Annotated in this window: 22 protein-coding genes and 1 pseudogene; 9 read left to right on the top strand and 14 right to left on the bottom strand. The window is 47.4% G+C overall.

Going from position 1 to position 17,056, the window contains the following annotated elements:
* The first annotated feature begins 175 nt into the window (after positions 1 to 175).
* The 3 genes from DW800_RS08955 to DW800_RS08965 are packed head-to-tail and all read left to right on the top strand — an operon-like array spanning position 176 to position 1,618.
* A complete protein-coding gene (locus DW800_RS08955; RefSeq protein WP_005826460.1) occupies positions 176 to 922 on the top strand; it encodes an SGNH/GDSL hydrolase family protein in 747 nt (248 codons plus the stop codon).
* Positions 923 to 944: 22 nt separating this feature from the next.
* Positions 945 to 1,409, top strand: a complete 465-nt coding sequence (locus tag DW800_RS08960; protein ID WP_117703717.1) for a MaoC family dehydratase — start codon at positions 945 to 947, stop codon at positions 1,407 to 1,409.
* A 2-nt stretch (positions 1,410 to 1,411) separates the two neighbouring features.
* A complete protein-coding gene (locus tag DW800_RS08965; RefSeq protein ID WP_005835857.1) occupies positions 1,412 to 1,618 on the top strand; it encodes a hypothetical protein in 207 nt (68 codons plus the stop codon).
* On the opposite strand, the gene DW800_RS08970 is transcribed toward DW800_RS08965, so the two are convergent.
* The 3 genes from DW800_RS08970 to DW800_RS08980 are packed head-to-tail and all read right to left on the bottom strand — an operon-like array spanning position 1,564 to position 2,696.
* The gene (locus DW800_RS08970) at positions 1,564 to 1,920 is read right to left on the bottom strand and encodes a nitrous oxide-stimulated promoter family protein (protein WP_008663812.1); all 357 of its coding nucleotides are present in this window, start codon (positions 1,918 to 1,920) and stop codon (positions 1,564 to 1,566) included. The two genes, DW800_RS08965 and DW800_RS08970, sit on opposite strands and share 55 nt — an antisense overlap.
* Positions 1,921 to 1,922: 2 nt before the next feature.
* Positions 1,923 to 2,201, bottom strand: coding sequence for a zinc ribbon domain-containing protein (locus DW800_RS08975; RefSeq protein WP_005835861.1), 279 nt, complete (start codon positions 2,199 to 2,201; stop codon positions 1,923 to 1,925).
* Between the two features lie 36 nt (positions 2,202 to 2,237).
* The gene (locus tag DW800_RS08980) at positions 2,238 to 2,696 is read right to left on the bottom strand and encodes a GNAT family N-acetyltransferase (protein ID WP_005835863.1); all 459 of its coding nucleotides are present in this window, start codon (positions 2,694 to 2,696) and stop codon (positions 2,238 to 2,240) included.
* 145 nt (positions 2,697 to 2,841) lie between these two features.
* On the opposite strand from DW800_RS08980, the gene DW800_RS08990 reads away from it, so the two are divergent.
* Genes DW800_RS08990 through nfo form a run of 3 tightly spaced genes read left to right on the top strand, consistent with a single transcriptional unit; the run spans position 2,842 to position 4,547 of the window.
* Entirely contained in the window at positions 2,842 to 3,324 is a 483-nt protein-coding gene (locus tag DW800_RS08990; protein ID WP_035449484.1) for a PepSY-like domain-containing protein, read from the top strand.
* Positions 3,325 to 3,382: 58 nt separating this feature from the next.
* Complete coding sequence (locus tag DW800_RS08995; RefSeq protein ID WP_005826471.1) at positions 3,383 to 3,700, top strand: MGMT family protein; 318 nt, start codon at positions 3,383 to 3,385, stop codon at positions 3,698 to 3,700.
* A 4-nt stretch (positions 3,701 to 3,704) separates the two neighbouring features.
* Entirely contained in the window at positions 3,705 to 4,547 is an 843-nt protein-coding gene (gene nfo / locus DW800_RS09000) for a deoxyribonuclease IV (RefSeq protein ID WP_005835868.1), read from the top strand.
* A 4-nt stretch (positions 4,548 to 4,551) separates the two neighbouring features.
* On the opposite strand, the gene DW800_RS09005 is transcribed toward nfo, so the two are convergent.
* Genes DW800_RS09005 through DW800_RS09015 form a run of 3 tightly spaced genes read right to left on the bottom strand, consistent with a single transcriptional unit; the run spans position 4,552 to position 7,091 of the window.
* Entirely contained in the window at positions 4,552 to 4,941 is a 390-nt protein-coding gene (locus tag DW800_RS09005; protein ID WP_005826473.1) for a VOC family protein, read from the bottom strand.
* A gap of 12 nt (positions 4,942 to 4,953) precedes the next feature.
* The gene (locus DW800_RS09010; RefSeq protein WP_008663809.1) at positions 4,954 to 5,424 is read right to left on the bottom strand and encodes a GNAT family N-acetyltransferase; all 471 of its coding nucleotides are present in this window, start codon (positions 5,422 to 5,424) and stop codon (positions 4,954 to 4,956) included.
* A 38-nt stretch (positions 5,425 to 5,462) separates the two neighbouring features.
* Positions 5,463 to 7,091 (bottom strand): RluA family pseudouridine synthase, encoded by a 1,629-nt coding sequence (locus DW800_RS09015; RefSeq protein WP_165859893.1) that lies wholly within the window; start codon positions 7,089 to 7,091, stop codon positions 5,463 to 5,465.
* A 451-nt stretch (positions 7,092 to 7,542) separates the two neighbouring features.
* On the opposite strand from DW800_RS09015, the pseudogene DW800_RS20125 reads away from it, so the two are divergent.
* From DW800_RS20125 to DW800_RS09035, 3 genes and pseudogenes are all read left to right on the top strand, one after another.
* A pseudogene (locus DW800_RS20125) lies at positions 7,543 to 7,735 on the top strand (hypothetical protein); the annotation flags it as partial.
* Between the two features lie 63 nt (positions 7,736 to 7,798).
* Entirely contained in the window at positions 7,799 to 9,139 is a 1,341-nt protein-coding gene (locus tag DW800_RS09030; protein ID WP_119957986.1) for a sensor histidine kinase, read from the top strand.
* 57 nt (positions 9,140 to 9,196) lie between these two features.
* Positions 9,197 to 10,054, top strand: coding sequence for an MBL fold metallo-hydrolase (locus DW800_RS09035; RefSeq protein WP_119957987.1), 858 nt, complete (start codon positions 9,197 to 9,199; stop codon positions 10,052 to 10,054).
* A gap of 90 nt (positions 10,055 to 10,144) precedes the next feature.
* On the opposite strand, the gene aat is transcribed toward DW800_RS09035, so the two are convergent.
* From aat to DW800_RS09080, 8 genes are all read right to left on the bottom strand, one after another.
* Positions 10,145 to 10,795 carry a leucyl/phenylalanyl-tRNA--protein transferase gene (aat, locus tag DW800_RS09040; RefSeq protein ID WP_005826481.1) on the bottom strand — a complete coding sequence of 217 codons (651 nt, stop codon included), beginning with the start codon at positions 10,793 to 10,795 and terminating at the stop codon, positions 10,145 to 10,147.
* A gap of 4 nt (positions 10,796 to 10,799) precedes the next feature.
* Entirely contained in the window at positions 10,800 to 13,040 is a 2,241-nt protein-coding gene (locus DW800_RS09045; RefSeq protein WP_119957988.1) for an AAA family ATPase, read from the bottom strand.
* 15 nt (positions 13,041 to 13,055) lie between these two features.
* Entirely contained in the window at positions 13,056 to 13,367 is a 312-nt protein-coding gene (locus DW800_RS09050) for an ATP-dependent Clp protease adaptor ClpS (protein WP_008663802.1), read from the bottom strand.
* A 32-nt stretch (positions 13,368 to 13,399) separates the two neighbouring features.
* Complete coding sequence (locus tag DW800_RS09055; protein ID WP_117749306.1) at positions 13,400 to 14,089, bottom strand: glycine zipper family protein; 690 nt, start codon at positions 14,087 to 14,089, stop codon at positions 13,400 to 13,402.
* A 42-nt stretch (positions 14,090 to 14,131) separates the two neighbouring features.
* On the bottom strand, positions 14,132 to 14,989 hold the full coding sequence (locus DW800_RS09060) for an SDR family NAD(P)-dependent oxidoreductase (protein WP_057252729.1): 858 nt from the start codon (positions 14,987 to 14,989) through the stop codon (positions 14,132 to 14,134).
* On the bottom strand, positions 14,979 to 15,428 hold the full coding sequence (locus DW800_RS09065; protein ID WP_243634913.1) for a DUF1016 N-terminal domain-containing protein: 450 nt from the start codon (positions 15,426 to 15,428) through the stop codon (positions 14,979 to 14,981). Before DW800_RS09065 ends, DW800_RS09060 begins: the two co-directional genes overlap by 11 nt.
* A gap of 526 nt (positions 15,429 to 15,954) precedes the next feature.
* A complete protein-coding gene (locus DW800_RS09075) occupies positions 15,955 to 16,389 on the bottom strand; it encodes a DUF6078 family protein (RefSeq protein WP_008663796.1) in 435 nt (144 codons plus the stop codon).
* Between the two features lie 160 nt (positions 16,390 to 16,549).
* Positions 16,550 to 17,029: a copper resistance protein NlpE N-terminal domain-containing protein gene (locus tag DW800_RS09080; RefSeq protein ID WP_005826499.1), complete on the bottom strand. Its 480-nt coding sequence runs from the start codon at positions 17,027 to 17,029 to the stop codon at positions 16,550 to 16,552.
* Positions 17,030 to 17,056: the final 27 nt, after the last annotated feature.

Raw genomic sequence — 17,056 nt, forward strand, 5'->3', positions numbered from 1 at the left:
AACAATTAAGATATTGACAAAGATACATTATTTCCAAATTAATCTGTGATGAACGGAAATAAAAATAAGGGTTATATGTGTTTTTGGGAAATGGGAAAAAGGTACCCGAGTTTTTGTACTTGCCGGAATAAGACGTATATTTGTTGCAATTTTTACATTCTAACAAGAAAATGCCATGAAGCGTATTGGACTCTTTGTAATAGTTTTTTTCTGCATATCACTCTTACTCCATGCAAGCGGCCCGCGTGTCTTGTTTATCGGAGATTCTATCACGGACGGTAACTGGGGAAATGCCTGCGGGATGCCCAAACCGACTGCGGAGCGAAGCCTTTGGGATATGAACCATATTTACGGTAGCGGCTATATGTATTTGTGTGCAAGTCATTATCAAGGAGATTTTCCGGAAAAGGAATATGCTTTTTTTAACCGTGGCATCAGTGGAAACACTCTCCGGGATTTGGAGAAACGCTGGGAAGAGGATGTCATTGGAATGAAACCGGATGTGCTTTCCGTCTTGGTGGGGACAAACGATGTACATTACTATCTGCAGGGTGACAAAAAAGAGCCTTTTGATTTTGAAGGATGGGAGAAGTGTTACCGTTCCTTGCTTGACCGTTCTTTGCAGGCCAATCCGGAATTGAAGATAGTGCTGGGCACTCCTTTTGTTGCCAATGTCGGCAATATGCGTAAGAGTGAGGACTTTGCAGAACGTGATAGTCTGGTGCGTCGCTGTGCCGCCATCGTAGAGAGGATAGCGAAGGACTATCAGACGGTATTTCTTCCTTATAATGCGATGTTCGATGAAATTCTCGGCACTGCTCCGGCTTCTCAAGACACCTATTGGATTTGGGACGGTATCCACCCCACTCCTGCAGGGCATAAACGAATGGCGGATATGTGGATAAAGCGCGTGAATTTATAATTTATCAATAAAATAGAGAGTAATGGAAAAAGTGATTATCAACTCGTACGAGGATTTTGAAAAGCTGGTAGGCCAGCAAATCGGTGTTTCGGAATATGTAGAGCTCCCTCAGGAGCGTATCAATCTGTTTGCTGATGCGACATTGGACCATCAGTGGATACACGTCGATACGGAACGCGCCAAAGTGGAAAGCCCTTTTAAGAGCACTATTGCACATGGGTATCTCACCTTGTCCATGTTGCCATATCTGTGGAACCAGATTATTGAAGTGAACAACCTGAAGATGATGATTAATTATGGTATGGACAAGATGAAGTTCGGTCAGGCGGTATTGTCCGGACAGCGCATCCGACTGGTTGCCCATTTGCAATCTCTGTCGAATCTGCGCGGTGTGGCAAAGGCGGAAATAAAGTTTGCCATCGAAATACAAGGTGAAAAGAAGAAGGCACTGGAAGGGGTGGCTATATTTTTGTATTATTTCAATTGATTATGCGTAAGATGGTATGCCCCCAATGCAAGGTGGGGGCATTTTTTGTGATGAACGGACAAGGTGAGCGCCTGCCGGTCTACATCTCTGACAAAGGTGAGATTGTACCTAAGGACGGCACCTCCTCGTTGGAGGGATACGACCAGGATACGGTTTATTGTTTGTGCTGTTCCTGGCGCGGGACTCCGAAACGTTTGGTGAAATACTGATGGACATACTCCTGCCACAAATGGCGGAGTGCCGCCACGGGATGGTACAACAGCATCCGTGGTCCGGCATACCGCATGACTTCACGCATCCGTTCTTTCATTTCGGGCTTGTAGCAGTGAATGCTGCATTGCCTGCAGGTGGATTTATTCTCACCGAAAGGACAGCGTGAAAGACGAATGCGGGCATATCCCAGCAATTCCTCGCATCGGGGACACAATTGCTTGTTACCTTCCTTTTTCCGGCAGTAGAGGCGGACCATCCGTTCTACTGTCTGTTTTTCCTGCTCGATACGGGATGGCATGTTTATTGTTTGGACTGCCAGCGTTTCAAGGTCGGGAAGAATTCTTTCATACCGGCAATGGCTTCCTCTTTAGTGAAATTCATTCCGGAATCCTTGTTGAATTCGTCGGTGAACTGTGCACAATGTTCTATCATTTCGTCCATAGTGCAGTCTTGTGCAAAATTGCCGTGCTGGTAGCAATAGGTGCAATATTCCTCGTTGAGGCTACCGTCGGCATTGGTTCCGAGTACTTCTGCAGATGACAAGGGCATTCCGCAGCTTTGGCAAAGTTTAGCTTCCATAATGTGTGGAGTTAAGTGATATGCAAATATAGAATATTATTTTGGTTGAAGCGTCCTTTTCAGATAAATCATGTCTTTCAGTTGCTTGCCTCCTTCAAATATGGGGTGGTCGTAATTATCGATAAAGAAATCGGGTACCCGGTGTGAGTATGCAAATCCGCAGCTTTCATAGAAGGGGATGGTTAGCGGACTGTCTCCAGTGCCGACAAGCATAGTATGGCACCGGTCTTTATAATGTTCAAGAACGAATGCTATCAGTTGTCTTCCATATCCCTGGCGCTGGTATTCCGGATAGACAGCTATGCTCTTTATTTCGTAGATTCCTTTATCCTCGCAGGTGATTACACAAGACGCTTTGACTGTATCATTATCGGATAGGATGAACATCTCTCCCCGTTCCAGATAACGGTCAATCATGGACTCTTGTTCGTCGGCAAGCAGCAGCAGGTCAAGATATTGCTTTTTGTTGCCGGATATGGGATGTATTCTTATCATACTTCTGAATTTCTGGTGTGAAGTTAGTCATTTTCTATTGAATTACAATGGATATCTCTTTTTAACTGCTGAATGGTTGGGAGTTGCCGGTGAACAAAATCTGCCATACGCCGTTCTTCTCATAACATGATAATCTGATGAAGTTATGAGTAAGTTGAAATTCTCTTTTCTGGTTTTGATGCTGATGGTATCAGTCTCGGCTTCTGCCGATTGGGCACCTGCTGATGTACAGGCTGCACTGAAGAAAATGTATCCTACGGTAGATGATGTTGCCTGGTCGCATGATGAGTCTTATTATGTGGCAGATTTCCTGATGAACGGTTTTGATACGAAAGTCTGGTTTGACGGGCAGGCGCAATGGGTAATGCAACAGACGGACTGGGAGACAATGGACGAAGTGCCCCCTGCCGTTTACAATGCTTTTGCCGCCAGTGAATATTCCGGAGGGATGGTGCAGAATGTCACTTGGGTACAGTTTCCCAAATGGCAGTCCATCGTGGCGGTAGAGGTAGGGATGGCAAATCTCCAGACGAAATATCAGATATTGTTTACCCCGACGGGCGAAATCATCCGTGCCCGTAATGTCACCTATACATACAATCCGCTCGGCGCAGCCACTTTCTTGTAACGTCTGTTCGCATACCTGCTGAATTTATCATATCTTTGCCTTCCCAAACCAGACTTTTATGGACAAAGACACTTTTCAGCAGGAGGTTTATAATGTAGTGGCCGCAATCCCTCCGGGGCGGGTGGTGACGTACGGACAGATAGCCTATCTTGTCGGAAGACCTCAATGTTCGCGCATGGTGGGACATGCTATGCACGATGTGCCCGACGGCATGTGTCTGCCCTGCCATCGGGTAGTGAACAGCCAGGGCAGGCTGGCACCGTGCTGGGCGGAACAGCGGGCTTTGCTGGAGGCAGAGGGCGTGACGTTCAGAAAGAATGGGTGTGTGGACATGAAAAAATGCCAGTGGGAATTCATGAAAGAGCAAATACAATAAGATTATGAAATTTATAGGTGCACATGTATCGGCCAGTGGGGGAGTGGAAGCGGCTCCCGTCAATGCCAGTGAGATAGGGGCAAATGCTTTTGCCTTGTTTACCAAGAACCAGCGTCAGTGGGTGGCAAGGCCGCTGACGGAGGAGAGTATCAGGGTGTTTAAGGAAAATTGTGGGAAGCTTGGCTTCGATTCCCGCTATATCCTGCCTCACGACAGTTATCTGATAAATTTAGGGCATCCCGAAGAAGAAGGGTTACAGAAAAGCCGTGCCGCTTTTCTGGATGAGATGCAGCGCTGCGAACAATTAGGGCTGAAGTTACTGAATTTTCATCCGGGCAGCCATCTGAATAAGATTTCCGTGGAAGAGTGTCTGGACAAGGTCGCTGAATCCATTAATCTTATATTGGGCAAGACGCACGATGTGGTGGCTGTCATAGAGAACACAGCCGGGCAGGGTAGCAATGTGGGAAATGAGTTCTGGCAGCTGGGACATATCATTGACCGGGTGGATGACAAGTCTCGCGTTGGAGTTTGCCTTGATACCTGCCACACGTATACAGCAGGCTATGATATAGTGAATGAGTATGACAAGGTGTTTGAGGAGTTTGACACAGCGGTAGGTTTCGGCTATCTGCGTGGTATACACCTGAATGATTCCAAGAAAGCACTCGGCTCCAGAGTAGACCGTCACGACAGCATCGGCAAGGGGCTGATAGGTATGGATTTCTTCCGGCGCTTTATGCAAGATGTGCGTTTTGACGGTATACCTATTATTTTGGAGACGCCCGATGAATCGCTTTGGGCAGAGGAGATAAAACTGTTGAGAAGCTTTGTCTCCTCTGATTGAGAGACTATGCCCTGAATACACATTCTATACGGTTACCGTCCGGGTCGAGGACGACACTTTCAAAATATCCGTCGCCGGAGGTACGGGGCTCTCCTGCGATGGTATATCCCGCTGTACGTAGCCGTTCTGTCTGTCGGAGGACAGCTTCCTGGCTGTCGAAGGCAAAGGCAAAGTGGGTCAGTCCCAGTCTGTTTTCCTCAATAGGGGTATTCTGTATGTCCGTACGGCTCATCAGTTCCAAATCCGTTCCTTCATCGAAGTGAAGGAAATAAGATTCGAATCCTTTTTTGGGGTTGATGTACTTTTCATTGCTGCTCCCGTTGAAGTAACGTGTGTAGAACTCTTTCATCTCTTCCAGTTGGAAGGTCCAGATGGCGATGTGATGTATCTTCATAAGTTTGCTAAATTATAATCTGTGTTCAATCTGAGTAATCTGTGGTGGGGTTGGTAATTGCAGGTGCAGAATAGGGAAAGGCTTTCCCGTCGGGTCGGTTTCGTCCCGGCCGGCCACTTGGAATCCCATATGTTGGTAAAATCGGCAAGCTTGTCCGTTCTGCTCGTTTACATCCACTTTGTGGATGTGTTTTTGGTGGACGGCGTACTCCATGAGCCGTTTTCCGTATCCCTTACCTTGTTGGTCGGGACGGACAAACAACATCTCGATGAGTTCATCGCTCAGTCCCATAAAGGCGGCAATTTCTTCTTTTTCGTTGCGGATGATGTAAAGCTCTACGGCAAGAAAGTACTGCTCTCTTATCAGTGGTTTGTAAAACTGTATATCCTTTTCTGCCAGGAAGTGGTGTGTGCTGCGGACAGAGGCTTCCCAGACGGTCAACAGTTCGTCATAATCTTGTGGGGTAGGTCGGAGTATCATCATTTATTGCATTACTTTGCTGGTTATTAATCAGTAGGCAGTCAGAATTCAGCTTCTTTGGTAATCCTTACGGTTTCTCCCGTTATAGGGTGGGTAAATTCTAAGTATTCGGCATGCAGATAAAGCCGGTCTGCTTTCTCCCCGTAAAGTTCATCACCGATGATGGGGCAGTGCAAGCCAAGCGGGTGTGCTGCATGTATACGTAGCTGATGGGTTCTTCCCGTGCGCGGATAGAAAGCGATACGGGTCCGTTTCCCGTCCAGACGTTCCAGAACTTGATAATCGGTGATGGCGGGCTTTCCGTGTTCGGTGTGTACCATTTGCCGTGGGCGGTCAAGTGGATTCAGGCAAAGCGGGAGGTCGACCGTACCTTTGTCCTTTGGGACAATACCCTCGAGCAATGCGACATAACGTTTCCTGACCAGGCGGTTCTTGAACTGGGCCTGCAGGTTCTGGTGTACACGCTTGGTCTTGGCAATGAGCATTAAACCGGAAGTGGCCATGTCGAGACGATGCACCGTCAGGGGACCGTCAGCTTCGGGATATTGCTCACGCATCAGGCTATAGACGGAGACTGCATCTTCCTTGCCGGGAACAGACAGTATTCCTGCCGGTTTGTTGATGACCGAAAGCCATGGGTCCTCATAAACAATCTCCAGATTCTTGGAGGGTACCTGCATTCTTTTCAACATGGGGTTTTCCTCTACTTGTAGACCTTGCAGCATGTGTTGCAGTATAGGTTCGCACTTTCCTTTGCAAGCCGGATAATAGTGGCCGTGATGGCGTATCTCTGTCTTGGGGGAATCACCCCACCAGAATTCGGCCATGGCAATAGGTTTCCATCCGTGCAGATAAGCTTGTTGCAGCAGTTTGGGGGCCGCACATTCACCCGCACCGGCAGGAGGTGTCTTGTGCACGGTCTGCCCGAATATCTCACAGAGATTCTTGACTTCTCCCCGGTAATTCAGCATCCCGAACTGTTCGAATAGCTTTTGCTGCAATGCTGCAGAGCGGGTTTTACGTTCAGACTTCAATGCTGAAATCCGTCTTTCCCAGTCTTCTGTCTGCGTTTGCAGTGTGGTAATCCTTGCTTTCCATGAACGTTCCAGGCGTTTATATTCTGCCTTTTGGAACTGGCTTTCCCGTATCAGTTCGGCTTCTTCCTGCGCATTGAGTTCTTTTTCTTTTCTGCGCTGTTCTCTGGCTGTTTTGGCTTCTTTCAACTGTGCTTTGGCTGTTGCCAGTATGTTTTCTGCTGACTGAATGGTCCGGGCAAGCTCTGCTGATAAGGCGGCATATGCTTTGTCATTTTCCAGTTGCCGGATGTTGCGGTTGATGGAAGAGATGTTCTCTTCTTCTATCTTGAAAAAGCCTTGTGGCTGTAGCAAGTCATATACGGGAGGAACAAAAAAGGGATGTAGGTTCTTTCCGGCCAATATGCCTGAGAATGCAGCTAAATATCCGGTTTCTCCATGCTCGGTTTGTACAATCAGTACCCCGAACATTTTGCCTTGGCGCAGTTCGTCCTTCCATGCAGTTTGTCGGGTAAGATAGCTTTGTACTTCTTTGGCTGCCAATATACATAATGGGTGCGGAGTATAGCAGAAAGGATAGGTGAACCTTTCCGGAAGCGGAATGTCGGTTATGGAAGTAGTAAAACGGTGCAACATGATGTTGCAAAGATACTATATTTCTCTCATAACAGACCGTTTGTACTGCAAATCTTTATTTCGTTGTATATAGGTTGTAGCGCTTATGAAGAAAAAAACATCTTTGGGAAAGTTTTACTTATTCTCCGTTTATACAAATATGTATATATGTGTGAATTAACTTTGTTTTTGATAAATTGGCAACTCTGTTATCCTTAAAAAATGACTATTAATCTGTCTCGGATATTTTCTTCTTCCATAGACTTCTTTTTGTATACTTTAGATGTTATGCTGTCGTATGAATACGGATGAAGAGCTTTTGCCTTAGTGATACTTGTAAAATAAATTAAGTTATTGCCTTTTTTGTTTTATTGGGGAATGGTTGTTTTTTAAACTTCCTGGATATATAAAAGAAACTTATTTCTCTTTAAAAAGTTGTATATTAGCGCCTTAAAGTTTTTCAAAAGATTATATGGGCAAAAACAAAGAGAAATTAAACATATTCTTGCTTCATTTTTTAGAACGGTTGAATAGCAATGAACCCAATGAAAGGAAAGTTATTGAATCGTTGACCGATTTCTGCAACTACTATGACTTTACGAAAGGGTTTATCTATCAGACTGACGGATTCCGTTATTTCTTATTGAAAGAAACGATTGGAAATGAAGGTGGGACTATGAAACCCCGTTTCGATATGGGAGAGTTGAAAAAAGGAGCATGTCGATGCTATGAAAGCTCGGGATAAACCTTTCTATGGAAACAGAAATGCGGATGCTTCATGGGACGATATTGACATTCTTGATTTCTACGGTGAGGATTCTTTGTTAATCAGGCATTTTGAAGATACTGAGGGTAAAATCATCGGATTCATAGGTTTTGCAGGCAGGGAGGAAGAGACCTATCTCACGGAAGAGGAGTTGCAAATCATTCATCTCTTGCTGGGCTCGTTCTCTAAGGAAATTACGGTCAGGGAATATAAGGAAAGGGAAGTGAGGGCCAGCAATACATTAGGCAGTATCATGAATAATATGGGCGTTGATATTTACGTCAACTCTTTCGATTCCCACGATATGTTGTATGCCAATAGGTCTATGGTGGAACCATATGGCGGTATCGAGCATTTCTGGGGGAAAAAATGCTGGGAGGCCCTCTACTCGGACAAGACGGGGGAGTGTGAGTTCTGCCCAAAGAGGCATTTGATAGATGAAAACGGACACCCCACCAAAGTCTATTCGTGGGATTATCAACGGCCATTTGACAAGTGTTGGTTTCGCGTGTTCAGTGCAGCCTTTGCTTGGGTGGACGGGCAGATGGCGCATGTCATTACCAGTGTGGATATCGACCATCAGAAAAAGATAGAGGAGGAATTGCGGGTCGCCAAGGATAAGGCAGAACATCTGGACCGCTTGAAGTCTGCTTTCCTGGCCAATATGAGTCATGAAATCCGTACTCCGCTCAATTCCATTGTCGGTTTTGCAAGCATCATTGCCGAACTGGACGATAGGGAAGAACGCCAGGAATACCTTGCCATCATGCAGGAGAATACGGAACTGCTCTTGCAACTGATATCCGACATTCTGGATTTGGCAAAGATAGAAGCGGGAACACTTGATTATAATATGGGGTATGTGGATGTCAGTGACTTCTGTAAGGACGTGATGCGCAACTATGATATAAAGGAAGACAAGGCTGTACCGGTTCTGTTGGCTCCCGACTTGCCCGATTACCGTATCTATACCGACAAGAAACGTCTGATGCAGGTGGTCACCAATTTTATAAACAACGCTTTGAAGTTCACCAGTGAAGGGCAGATCCTTTTGGAATATCATCCGGTGGAAGGTACCGGTCAGATAGAGTTTTCTGTGACGGACACCGGTATGGGTATTGCTCCGGATGCCGTGGCTACTGTGTTCGACCGCTTTGTAAAGCTTAATACCTTTGCGAAGGGCACGGGTTTAGGCTTGTCCATCTGTAAAAGTATCATTGAGCATCTTGGCGGGACTATCGGTGCTGAGTCGGAATTGGGAGTCGGCAGCCGTTTTTGGTTCAGACATCCGTGTGCCGAATGATTTTATTTGCCTATATTTGTGCGAACTTCAATATTTATGGATAAAAACTCTGTACCGATGAAAAACAAGACATGGACGTGCCTGGTTGTTGTGTCAGCAGCATTGCTGATGGCGGGTTGCGGCAGCAGGACAAAGAAACAAACAAATGAAGATGTAAGTATGGATAGTGTCGGTGTAACATGCAGTGGCGTAAAGACCTTGCAACTGGAGGGAGTGCAGGCCACTTGGATTCAGGATAATGCTGGTGAGCATTTGATGCCGAGAACGATTTTCCCGGATGCAAGCGATGAATTGATGGAAAGTTTGTCGCTTCAAGGCGGTATTCCTTCTTCCATGAGCACCTTCCTGGTAGATACGAATGGTATCCGTATCCTTTTTGATACGGGAATGGGAGCTCCCGGCAGTCGTCTGTTGCCCGGATTACAATCTTTGGGTATCTCTCCGGCAGATATTGGATATCTGTATCTTACCCATTTCCATGGCGACCATATCGGTGGAATGATGAAGGGAGACAGTGTAGTCTTCCCGAATGCCGAAGTGTACGCATCAAAAGTGGAATATGATGCCTGGATGGCAATGCCTGTCGAAAGGAAGGCGCAGGTCGTAAAGACGATGGATGCCTATAAGGAACGGCTGCATCTGTTTGAGTTTGGCGATACCTTGCCGGGCAATGTGGTTGCCATGGAGGCAGTCGGTCATACTCCCGGTCATACGGTTTTCCAGAGTGGCAAGTTACTGGTGATTGGTGACCTCATCCATGGTGCGGCCCTTCAGTTGGAGCATCCGGAATACTGCGCTTCCTATGATATGGATAAGGAAGCTGCCGTGAAAGCACGCAAGTATTTCCTCCAATATGCCAAGGACAACCAATTGACGATGGCAGGTATGCATCTTCCTGCTCCGGCCTTCAAATAGAATAGGAGAGTGTCAAAAGTATATGAGTACTTTCATTATGCTATATTTAGGCGCGGATAGTTCTGAGCCCCTCGTTATTCCTTTTTACTTTTAGAAGCGGCAGTCTTGTTCGATGTATGTCATATATTCGTCGTAACTGATGTGCCTGCCTCCCATTGTTTTGAGGTGAGGGGTTTCGAACTGGCAATCTATCATGACGCCTCCATGTTCCCTGAAGAATTGGGCCAGATGGATGAGGGCCAGCTTCGAGGCGCTGGGAACGAGTGAGAACATGCTCTCTCCAAAGAAACAACGTCCCAGGGTCACTCCGTACAGCCCACCTACCAATTGCTCTTCTTCCCATACTTCCACGCTGGCGGCGAATCCTTGTTCGTGCAGGTGCGTATAGGCTTCCATCATCTTCGTTCCGAGCCAGGCGCCTTCTTGTTCTATCCGCAATTCTCCGCAGGTTTGTATGATGTCTTGGAAAGCTTCGTTGAAGGTGATTTCGTACTTTCCTTTGTTGATGAGCGTACGCATGGAGTGGGAGATATGGATTTCGTCCGGAAAGATGACAAAACGGTCCATCGGGCACCACCATTGTATCAGTTCTTCCCGAAATGCGTACCAGGGGAATATACCGTTGGAGTACGCCAGGATGAGGCGGTCGATAGAGAGGTCACCGCCCACAGCGAGCAACCCGTCGGGGTCGCCGTAGTGAGGGTCGGGGAAAGCAAGTTTATCCGTCAGTTGAAAGACCATATCGTTATTCGGTTGCGGGTTGTAGTTTCAATGCTCCGTTTTCCACTTGCACGCGGACTTTTCCTCCTGCCTTCAATGTACCGAACAGAATTTCGCGCATCAGCAAGGGTTTCAAGTGGGCGGCTATCACGCGGTCCATCTCCCGGGCGCCGTATTCGGGAATAAAACCCCGTTGGAGCAGCCATTCGTGTGCTTCCTGGCTCAATACCATTTCCACCTGGCGGGAAGACAGCTTGCTGCCTAGTTCTCCGAGTTTCTTGTCGAGGATAAGTGATGCCATCGGGCGGTCCATGTCATGGAAGACCACCGTGGCAGAGAGGCGGTTGATGAATTCGGGCTTAAAGGTTTTCTTGACTTGTTTCAGCATGGCTTCTCCGGCGGTGACCTGACTGTTGAAGCCGATGGACGCTTGGCGGGCATATTGTGCTCCGGCATTGGAGGTCATGATGAGGACCACGTGTCGGCAGTCGGCTTTCCGCCCTTTGTTGTCGGTCAGTACGGCATAGTCCATTACTTGCAGCAGGATGTTGAATACGTCGGGATGCGCTTTTTCTATTTCATCGAGCAATAGTACGCAGTTTGGAGTCTTGCGTATGGCGTCGGTCAGCAGGCCGCCGTCCTCGTAACCCACGTAGCCGGCAGGCGAGCCAATCAGTTTGGCTACGGTATGCTTTTCGGTATATTCGCTCATGTCAAAACGTTGCAGGGCAATGCCCAGCTCGGCGGCGAGCACTTTGGCAACTTCGGTCTTTCCTACTCCGGTGGGGCCTACAAAGAGCAGGCTTGCCAGCGGTTTGTTTTCGTCCAGCAGTCCGGCTTTGGACATTTGCACAGCTTCCACCACCTGACGGACGGCTTCTTCCTGCCCGTAGATGCGGGAGCTGATGCGTTCGTGCAGGCTTTCCAAGGCGACGGTGTCGTCCTCTTTCATGGCGAGGGCATTGACTTTGCAGGTACGTGCCAGTATGTCGGTTATCAGTGCCTTGTCCACGGTCTGTTCCTCGGAGTCTGTGGGGTGTATTTCCCGGTAAGCTCCTGCTTCGTCCACCAGGTCGATGGCTTTGTCGGGCAGGAAACGGTCGCTGATGTAGCGGGCGCTTGCCTTTACGGCATAGGGGATGACGTCGGGCTCGTAGGTGACGCCGTGGTAGGTTTCGTATTTCTCTTTCAGGCCTTCTACGATATGTATGGCTTCTTCAATGTTCGGTTCCAGTATGTCTATCTGCTGGAAGCGGCGTACCAGTCCCTTGCTGCGTGCGAAGTAGCGGTTGTACTCGTCGTAGGTGGTAGAGCCGATGAAACGTATTGCTCCGGTTTCCAGATAGGGCTTCAGCATGTTGGAGGCATCCATAGAGCCTTCGCCCGTGCGTCCGGCGCCTATCAGGTTGTGTATCTCGTCGATGTAGACGATGGCGTGTCCTTCACGGCCTATGCCCTCCATGATGGTTTTCAACCGCTTCTCGAAATCGCCGCGATATTGTGTGCCTGCCAGCAGATTGCCCAAGTCCAGCTCGTAGATACGGAAGCCGGCAAGCCGTTCGGGGACGTTGCCCGCTTCGATACGGGCGGCAAGCCCATAGGCAAGGGCTGTTTTGCCTACACCGGGTTCGCCCACATGCAACGGGTTGTTCTTTTCTTTGCGGCAGAGCACTTGTATGGTTCGCTCCAACTCCATCTCCCTGCCGATAAGCGGGTTGTGGTCTGCCAGATGGTCGTTGAGGCAGGTCACGTAGTTACGCCACGGTTCTGTTTTCTCTTGTTCATCGGGAGATGGCGTACCGCCTGCTTCTTCTGCCAGCTCCGCTTCTTCGTAGTGGGTGATGAGCAGGCTGAGGAATTCGGGCAGGTCGCCGCCGACTGCTTCCTTCAGGAAATGGCATGCCCAGGAATCTTCCAGTTGCAGCAAGCCTTGTATCAGATGAGGAACATCCAGCTCTTCGGCGCTGGAATACTCTGTCACCGTATAGGCATGTTGCAGGAGTGAGCTGAGCTGGACGGAAAGTCCCAACTCGTATTCCACATTGTCGGGGACAGTGTCCACTTCTTCCGTCAGATAGTTTTCCAGCGAGATGCTGAGCTCCACATAATTGTAGAAGGTATCTTGCAGGGTGTGGATAAAGGGTTCCTGCTCTATAATGGCGCTCAGCAGATGTTCGGGCATGATGAACTCGTGCCGGTAAGACTCGGCCTTTCTTTGTGCGGAAGCGAATGCTTGGTTTACGAATATCGTATTTTTTATATCCATATTGTTTCTTTCTTCTTATTCTTCTTCCTCCGGGGTGACGGTGAGCCGGAGGGGGAAACCTTCATTGCGTGCCATGCGGGTGGCTTTCTGTACTTTGGAGTGGGCGATGTCGTATGAGTAGATGCCCACTACCGCGGAGTTGCTCTTGTGCACCTGCAGCATCAGTGTTTCCGCTTCTACCGATGATTTGTAAAAGACGGTGGTGAGTACTTTTACCACAAACTCCATGGTGGTGAAGTCATCATTGTAGATGGTGACTTTAAAGCGTCGGGGTTCCCGTAATTCTATGCGTTCTTTTTCTTTGAAAGAAGATTGCTGTTGTTCCATTTCTTTTTAAAAACTACTGTTAAGACATTGTTCTACCGTTGTGTGGGCAACGAAAACTCCTGCCAGTCATATTCGTCTCCGTACTCGTCGGCTATGGCTATGCGTATGGTGACGTTACCCGTCTTTATCCGTTCTCCGGCACTGATGTTGGCGGTGTATTTCACACCGTTGCGCGGAGTTATTTGCTCTATCATGACCGACGGCGATATGTAAATACGCTTCATGCCCGTGGTTTCTGCCACCACCGGCACTACGTTGTAGGCTGTTTTGTTTCCTTCGTTCATGATTTCAAAAATCACTTTACAGTTTTCGCCCGAATTGATGACGTGGTTGCGGCTGTCGTCAATGAAACGTATATTCCGTATCCTCAAGTGGTCGATGGCCGATGCTTGCGGCTGTCTTCCGGATTGCGGGGGATAGGGCTGTGTCCTTTCTATCCGGTAGCTGTACTCCTCCTGCTTTTTGGGGGCTGTGGCTGCATTGGCAATGGCAGCTCCCGCAATGGTTCCTATGATGGTGCCGATGGCGGAACCCCGGTATCCTCCTCGCCAGCCTCCGTTACTGTCACCTATCAGCCCGCCGATGGCACCGCCTACATTACTTCCGATGGCAGCTCCTGCGAGCACTGCGTTAGGGTCGCCTGCAGCCATCTGGCTTGTGCCGCATCCGCTGAGGATGATGGTTGCTGCCAGGATTCCTATAAAAGACTTTTTCATGTTCATATCCTATAATTATTATGTTGGGCAGATTGTTTTATAAAAGGGCTATTCCCAGTAAATCATCTTTTTGGTCATGCCTCCGTCAATGGTTATGTTTTCGCCATTGATGAAGTCGTTTTCGTCTTGACATAGGAATACGCACATACGGGCAATATCTTCCGGTTTGCCAACCCGTCCGGAGGGGTGTTGCGAATGGTCTTCTGCCCGTAATTGTTCATAATCGTGTGTCTGAATCCAGCCCGGAGAGATGGAGTTGACCGTGATGTGCCACTCTGCAAGCGATAAAGCCAACGCATGCGTCAACGAATAGATGCCTCCTTTGGAAGCTGCATATCCTTCACTGCCCGGTTCACTCATCAGATAGCGCGTAGAACAGAGATTAATGATTCTTCCGTAGGTATTCGTGTTGTTTTGACTTTTGCGGTGTACTGCCAACGCATGTGAAGTAATGAACACCGGACGTAAATTCACAGATAATATTTTATCGAAAGTCTCCACACTCGTTTCTGTGATGGGAGAGAATTCACTGATGCCGGCATTGTTTATAATGATGTCAATATCCCCCCATTCCTTGAAAATATTTTGCAGGCAAAGTTCCAATGCTTCTTTGCTGTTTAGGTCGACGGGATAGAACTGTGCTCCGGTGGCTTGGGCGGTTTGCTGCCCTTTCAGTTCATTCTTGTCACAAAAGGCTACTTGGTAATTAAGCTTGCAGAAAGCTTCTACAATGGCTTTGCCAATACCCCCTGCACCTCCGGTAACGAACACTTTCTTTCCGCCTTTTTTGAGGGGAAGTGTCGGCTTATGTAGCGTTTGTGCCTTACCGGATTTTTTCGCTTTCTCCCAAGCTGCTTTGCGTGCCCGGTATTGCTCGTACTGATTTTCAAGATAATTATCGGCCATATATGTTTCCGGTTTTATTGTTTAACTGTCTTTCTCCGAATAAGTTCACTTCCTTGCATTGGGAGATGATATAGAGATGATGCCCCCAAGGGATGGAGAAAAATTTCTCTTCACCTAATTTGGAAACAACTTGTTGCCAAATTGTATGTGGCTCATTATAAAATAGATACCACTGCTTTATACTGCGTATGTTTCTATATGAGAACCCTTTCATATCAGGAAATTCTGCCATCAGCTCACGACTCAACTCTTCGAGAAATCCGCTTCCCCAAGTCATTTCTTTCTGCCGTTCTATAATTTCTGCTCCCAGTTGCCAGTAAAGGTGAAGCAGTTCGCTGTTCACGCGTACAGCCGCTTTAATCTGTGCACTACGAATGTCTTGTTTTAGGTGGTTTACCCAATCCTTGAACGGTTGATTTATAGATAGTGCTGTTTTCATATTTTTATTTTCTTCATCGTCATATTCGATGTTTCTATTTCACAAAGTTAAGAAAAAGAATTTATTTCAACTGTAATCCTTTTCGTCTTTTCTACCTCTCCACTTTTACCACACAATATACCATCTCCCCCTCTCTTTCCTTTACCTCATCCCGTGTTGCTGCAATATCCTCCCGAACACGTTCACCCGTTTTGCAGAGAATAGGTATCGCACTATGTCGCTGTATTTCCTCCTATATTTTCGCAGGCGATAATTATTCCCCTTGTAGGGCTTCAAAAGGGAATCCGTCTGTTTCCCTAAGGAGAACGGTTTGTTTCAATATGGAGAACAGTTTGTTTCATTAGTAGGAAACAGTTTGTTCCGTTAAAGAAAACAGTTTGTTTTATTGAGTGTGAACAGTTTGTTTCATAGTATGTGAACACTTTGTTTCTTACTGTTGTAACAAAGTGTTCACCGTTGTGAACTAAAGTGTTATCTATATTTTCAGTGATAAAATGACATGAAAAGGGGGCTGAAGATTACCTTTCTACCATTTGTATTCCTCGCTGTAAGAGTCGAAAGCCGGTTCTCCCGGAATGTTGTATTGGTGGAAAGTTCTGCGGATATAGTTCTGGTCTTCGGGGGAAAGGTAAGATTCTTCCCGGTAGAAGCGGTAGTATTTTCCGCGGCCGAAATGGGCTATCAACTGGCTTTTCAGGGGTTGGAGATTCTTGTAGGGAACTTCATCGAGCAAGTGGCTGATTCCCCACGCAACATGTATCTTTTGTGTCGATTGGAAATAGGCGCATTGACTGCTATCCTCTGGAATGCACAGTGGATTGATGATGCGGATGGACGGGTACTCGGGGGTATCGCGAAGGGCAGCTAAGCGATGCAGGCAGTTGTCGGCTTTCGGGCATTGGTTGTTGAAACAGCGTGAGTAGTTGGCAGGTGCTAAAGGTTTCTCGGAAGAATGTTTCATGTTTATATATACTTTGATGAAGCGACAAAGATAGCACTAACTTTTTGATATAGCCTTCTGTTCTCTTGTTTGAAATGCCCCCTCATTGAAAAAACAGCAGCCGGAACCACTGAATTCAGTAATTCCGGCTGTACCGTTCTTTCTTATAAGTATGGATGGACTATTTCACCTGGATGATGTCATAATTCAAGTCACTCACAGCTTCCTGCAGGCTGTCGTTGACAAGGCGCAGGGTTGTGTCGTTCACTACTACGAAGTACACCGGAGTGTCCCCGTCGTTCGGGGTCAGCTTGATGGCTGTTTTCTTCTTGTTGTCGACGTCTTTCTGGATAACTTCTTTCTTTCCTTTGGAAGTAAAGCTCTTGTTCTTTCCGGGGCCTTCGGCATCCAGATAAGTTGTTACCAGCGTGTAGCCGCTTTCTCCGTCGGGACCTACACTGTCTACGCTCAATACATACTGGATGCCCGGACCGTCGGCGGCGGGAAGGATTCCTTCGTATACGGCTACGGCAGACGAGTCATTGCCGGTAACAGCCATTACACTTTCGTCCATGGCGACGGCGTCATTGTTCTGAGTTCCTTTTGATTGGCAGGATACCAATGCAGCGGCAAGGGCTGCAATCATCATTACTTTTTTCATTGCTTTAATGGTTTAAGTTAATTATAA

Source organism: Bacteroides sp. AM32-11AC, from assembly GCF_003603515.1.
GTDB lineage: Bacteria > Bacteroidota > Bacteroidia > Bacteroidales > Bacteroidaceae > Bacteroides > Bacteroides uniformis.

Coding starts and splice junctions, on each gene's coding strand:
- DW800_RS08955 (WP_005826460.1), top strand. CDS start 176: ATGAAGCGTATTGGACTCTTTGTAATAGTTTTTTTCTGCATATCACTC.
- DW800_RS08960 (WP_117703717.1), top strand. CDS start 945: ATGGAAAAAGTGATTATCAACTCGTACGAGGATTTTGAAAAGCTGGTA.
- DW800_RS08965 (WP_005835857.1), top strand. CDS start 1,412: ATGCGTAAGATGGTATGCCCCCAATGCAAGGTGGGGGCATTTTTTGTG.
- DW800_RS08970 (WP_008663812.1), bottom strand. CDS start 1,920: ATGCCATCCCGTATCGAGCAGGAAAAACAGACAGTAGAACGGATGGTC.
- DW800_RS08975 (WP_005835861.1), bottom strand. CDS start 2,201: ATGGAAGCTAAACTTTGCCAAAGCTGCGGAATGCCCTTGTCATCTGCA.
- DW800_RS08980 (WP_005835863.1), bottom strand. CDS start 2,696: ATGATAAGAATACATCCCATATCCGGCAACAAAAAGCAATATCTTGAC.
- DW800_RS08990 (WP_035449484.1), top strand. CDS start 2,842: ATGAGTAAGTTGAAATTCTCTTTTCTGGTTTTGATGCTGATGGTATCA.
- DW800_RS08995 (WP_005826471.1), top strand. CDS start 3,383: ATGGACAAAGACACTTTTCAGCAGGAGGTTTATAATGTAGTGGCCGCA.
- nfo (WP_005835868.1), top strand. CDS start 3,705: ATGAAATTTATAGGTGCACATGTATCGGCCAGTGGGGGAGTGGAAGCG.
- DW800_RS09005 (WP_005826473.1), bottom strand. CDS start 4,941: ATGAAGATACATCACATCGCCATCTGGACCTTCCAACTGGAAGAGATG.
- DW800_RS09010 (WP_008663809.1), bottom strand. CDS start 5,424: ATGATGATACTCCGACCTACCCCACAAGATTATGACGAACTGTTGACC.
- DW800_RS09015 (WP_165859893.1), bottom strand. CDS start 7,091: ATGTTGCACCGTTTTACTACTTCCATAACCGACATTCCGCTTCCGGAA.
- DW800_RS09030 (WP_119957986.1), top strand. CDS start 7,799: ATGAAAGCTCGGGATAAACCTTTCTATGGAAACAGAAATGCGGATGCT.
- DW800_RS09035 (WP_119957987.1), top strand. CDS start 9,197: ATGAAAAACAAGACATGGACGTGCCTGGTTGTTGTGTCAGCAGCATTG.
- aat (WP_005826481.1), bottom strand. CDS start 10,795: ATGGTCTTTCAACTGACGGATAAACTTGCTTTCCCCGACCCTCACTAC.
- DW800_RS09045 (WP_119957988.1), bottom strand. CDS start 13,040: ATGGATATAAAAAATACGATATTCGTAAACCAAGCATTCGCTTCCGCA.
- DW800_RS09050 (WP_008663802.1), bottom strand. CDS start 13,367: ATGGAACAACAGCAATCTTCTTTCAAAGAAAAAGAACGCATAGAATTA.
- DW800_RS09055 (WP_117749306.1), bottom strand. CDS start 14,089: ATGAACATGAAAAAGTCTTTTATAGGAATCCTGGCAGCAACCATCATC.
- DW800_RS09060 (WP_057252729.1), bottom strand. CDS start 14,989: ATGGCCGATAATTATCTTGAAAATCAGTACGAGCAATACCGGGCACGC.
- DW800_RS09065 (WP_243634913.1), bottom strand. CDS start 15,428: ATGAAAACAGCACTATCTATAAATCAACCGTTCAAGGATTGGGTAAAC.
- DW800_RS09075 (WP_008663796.1), bottom strand. CDS start 16,389: ATGAAACATTCTTCCGAGAAACCTTTAGCACCTGCCAACTACTCACGC.
- DW800_RS09080 (WP_005826499.1), bottom strand. CDS start 17,029: ATGAAAAAAGTAATGATGATTGCAGCCCTTGCCGCTGCATTGGTATCC.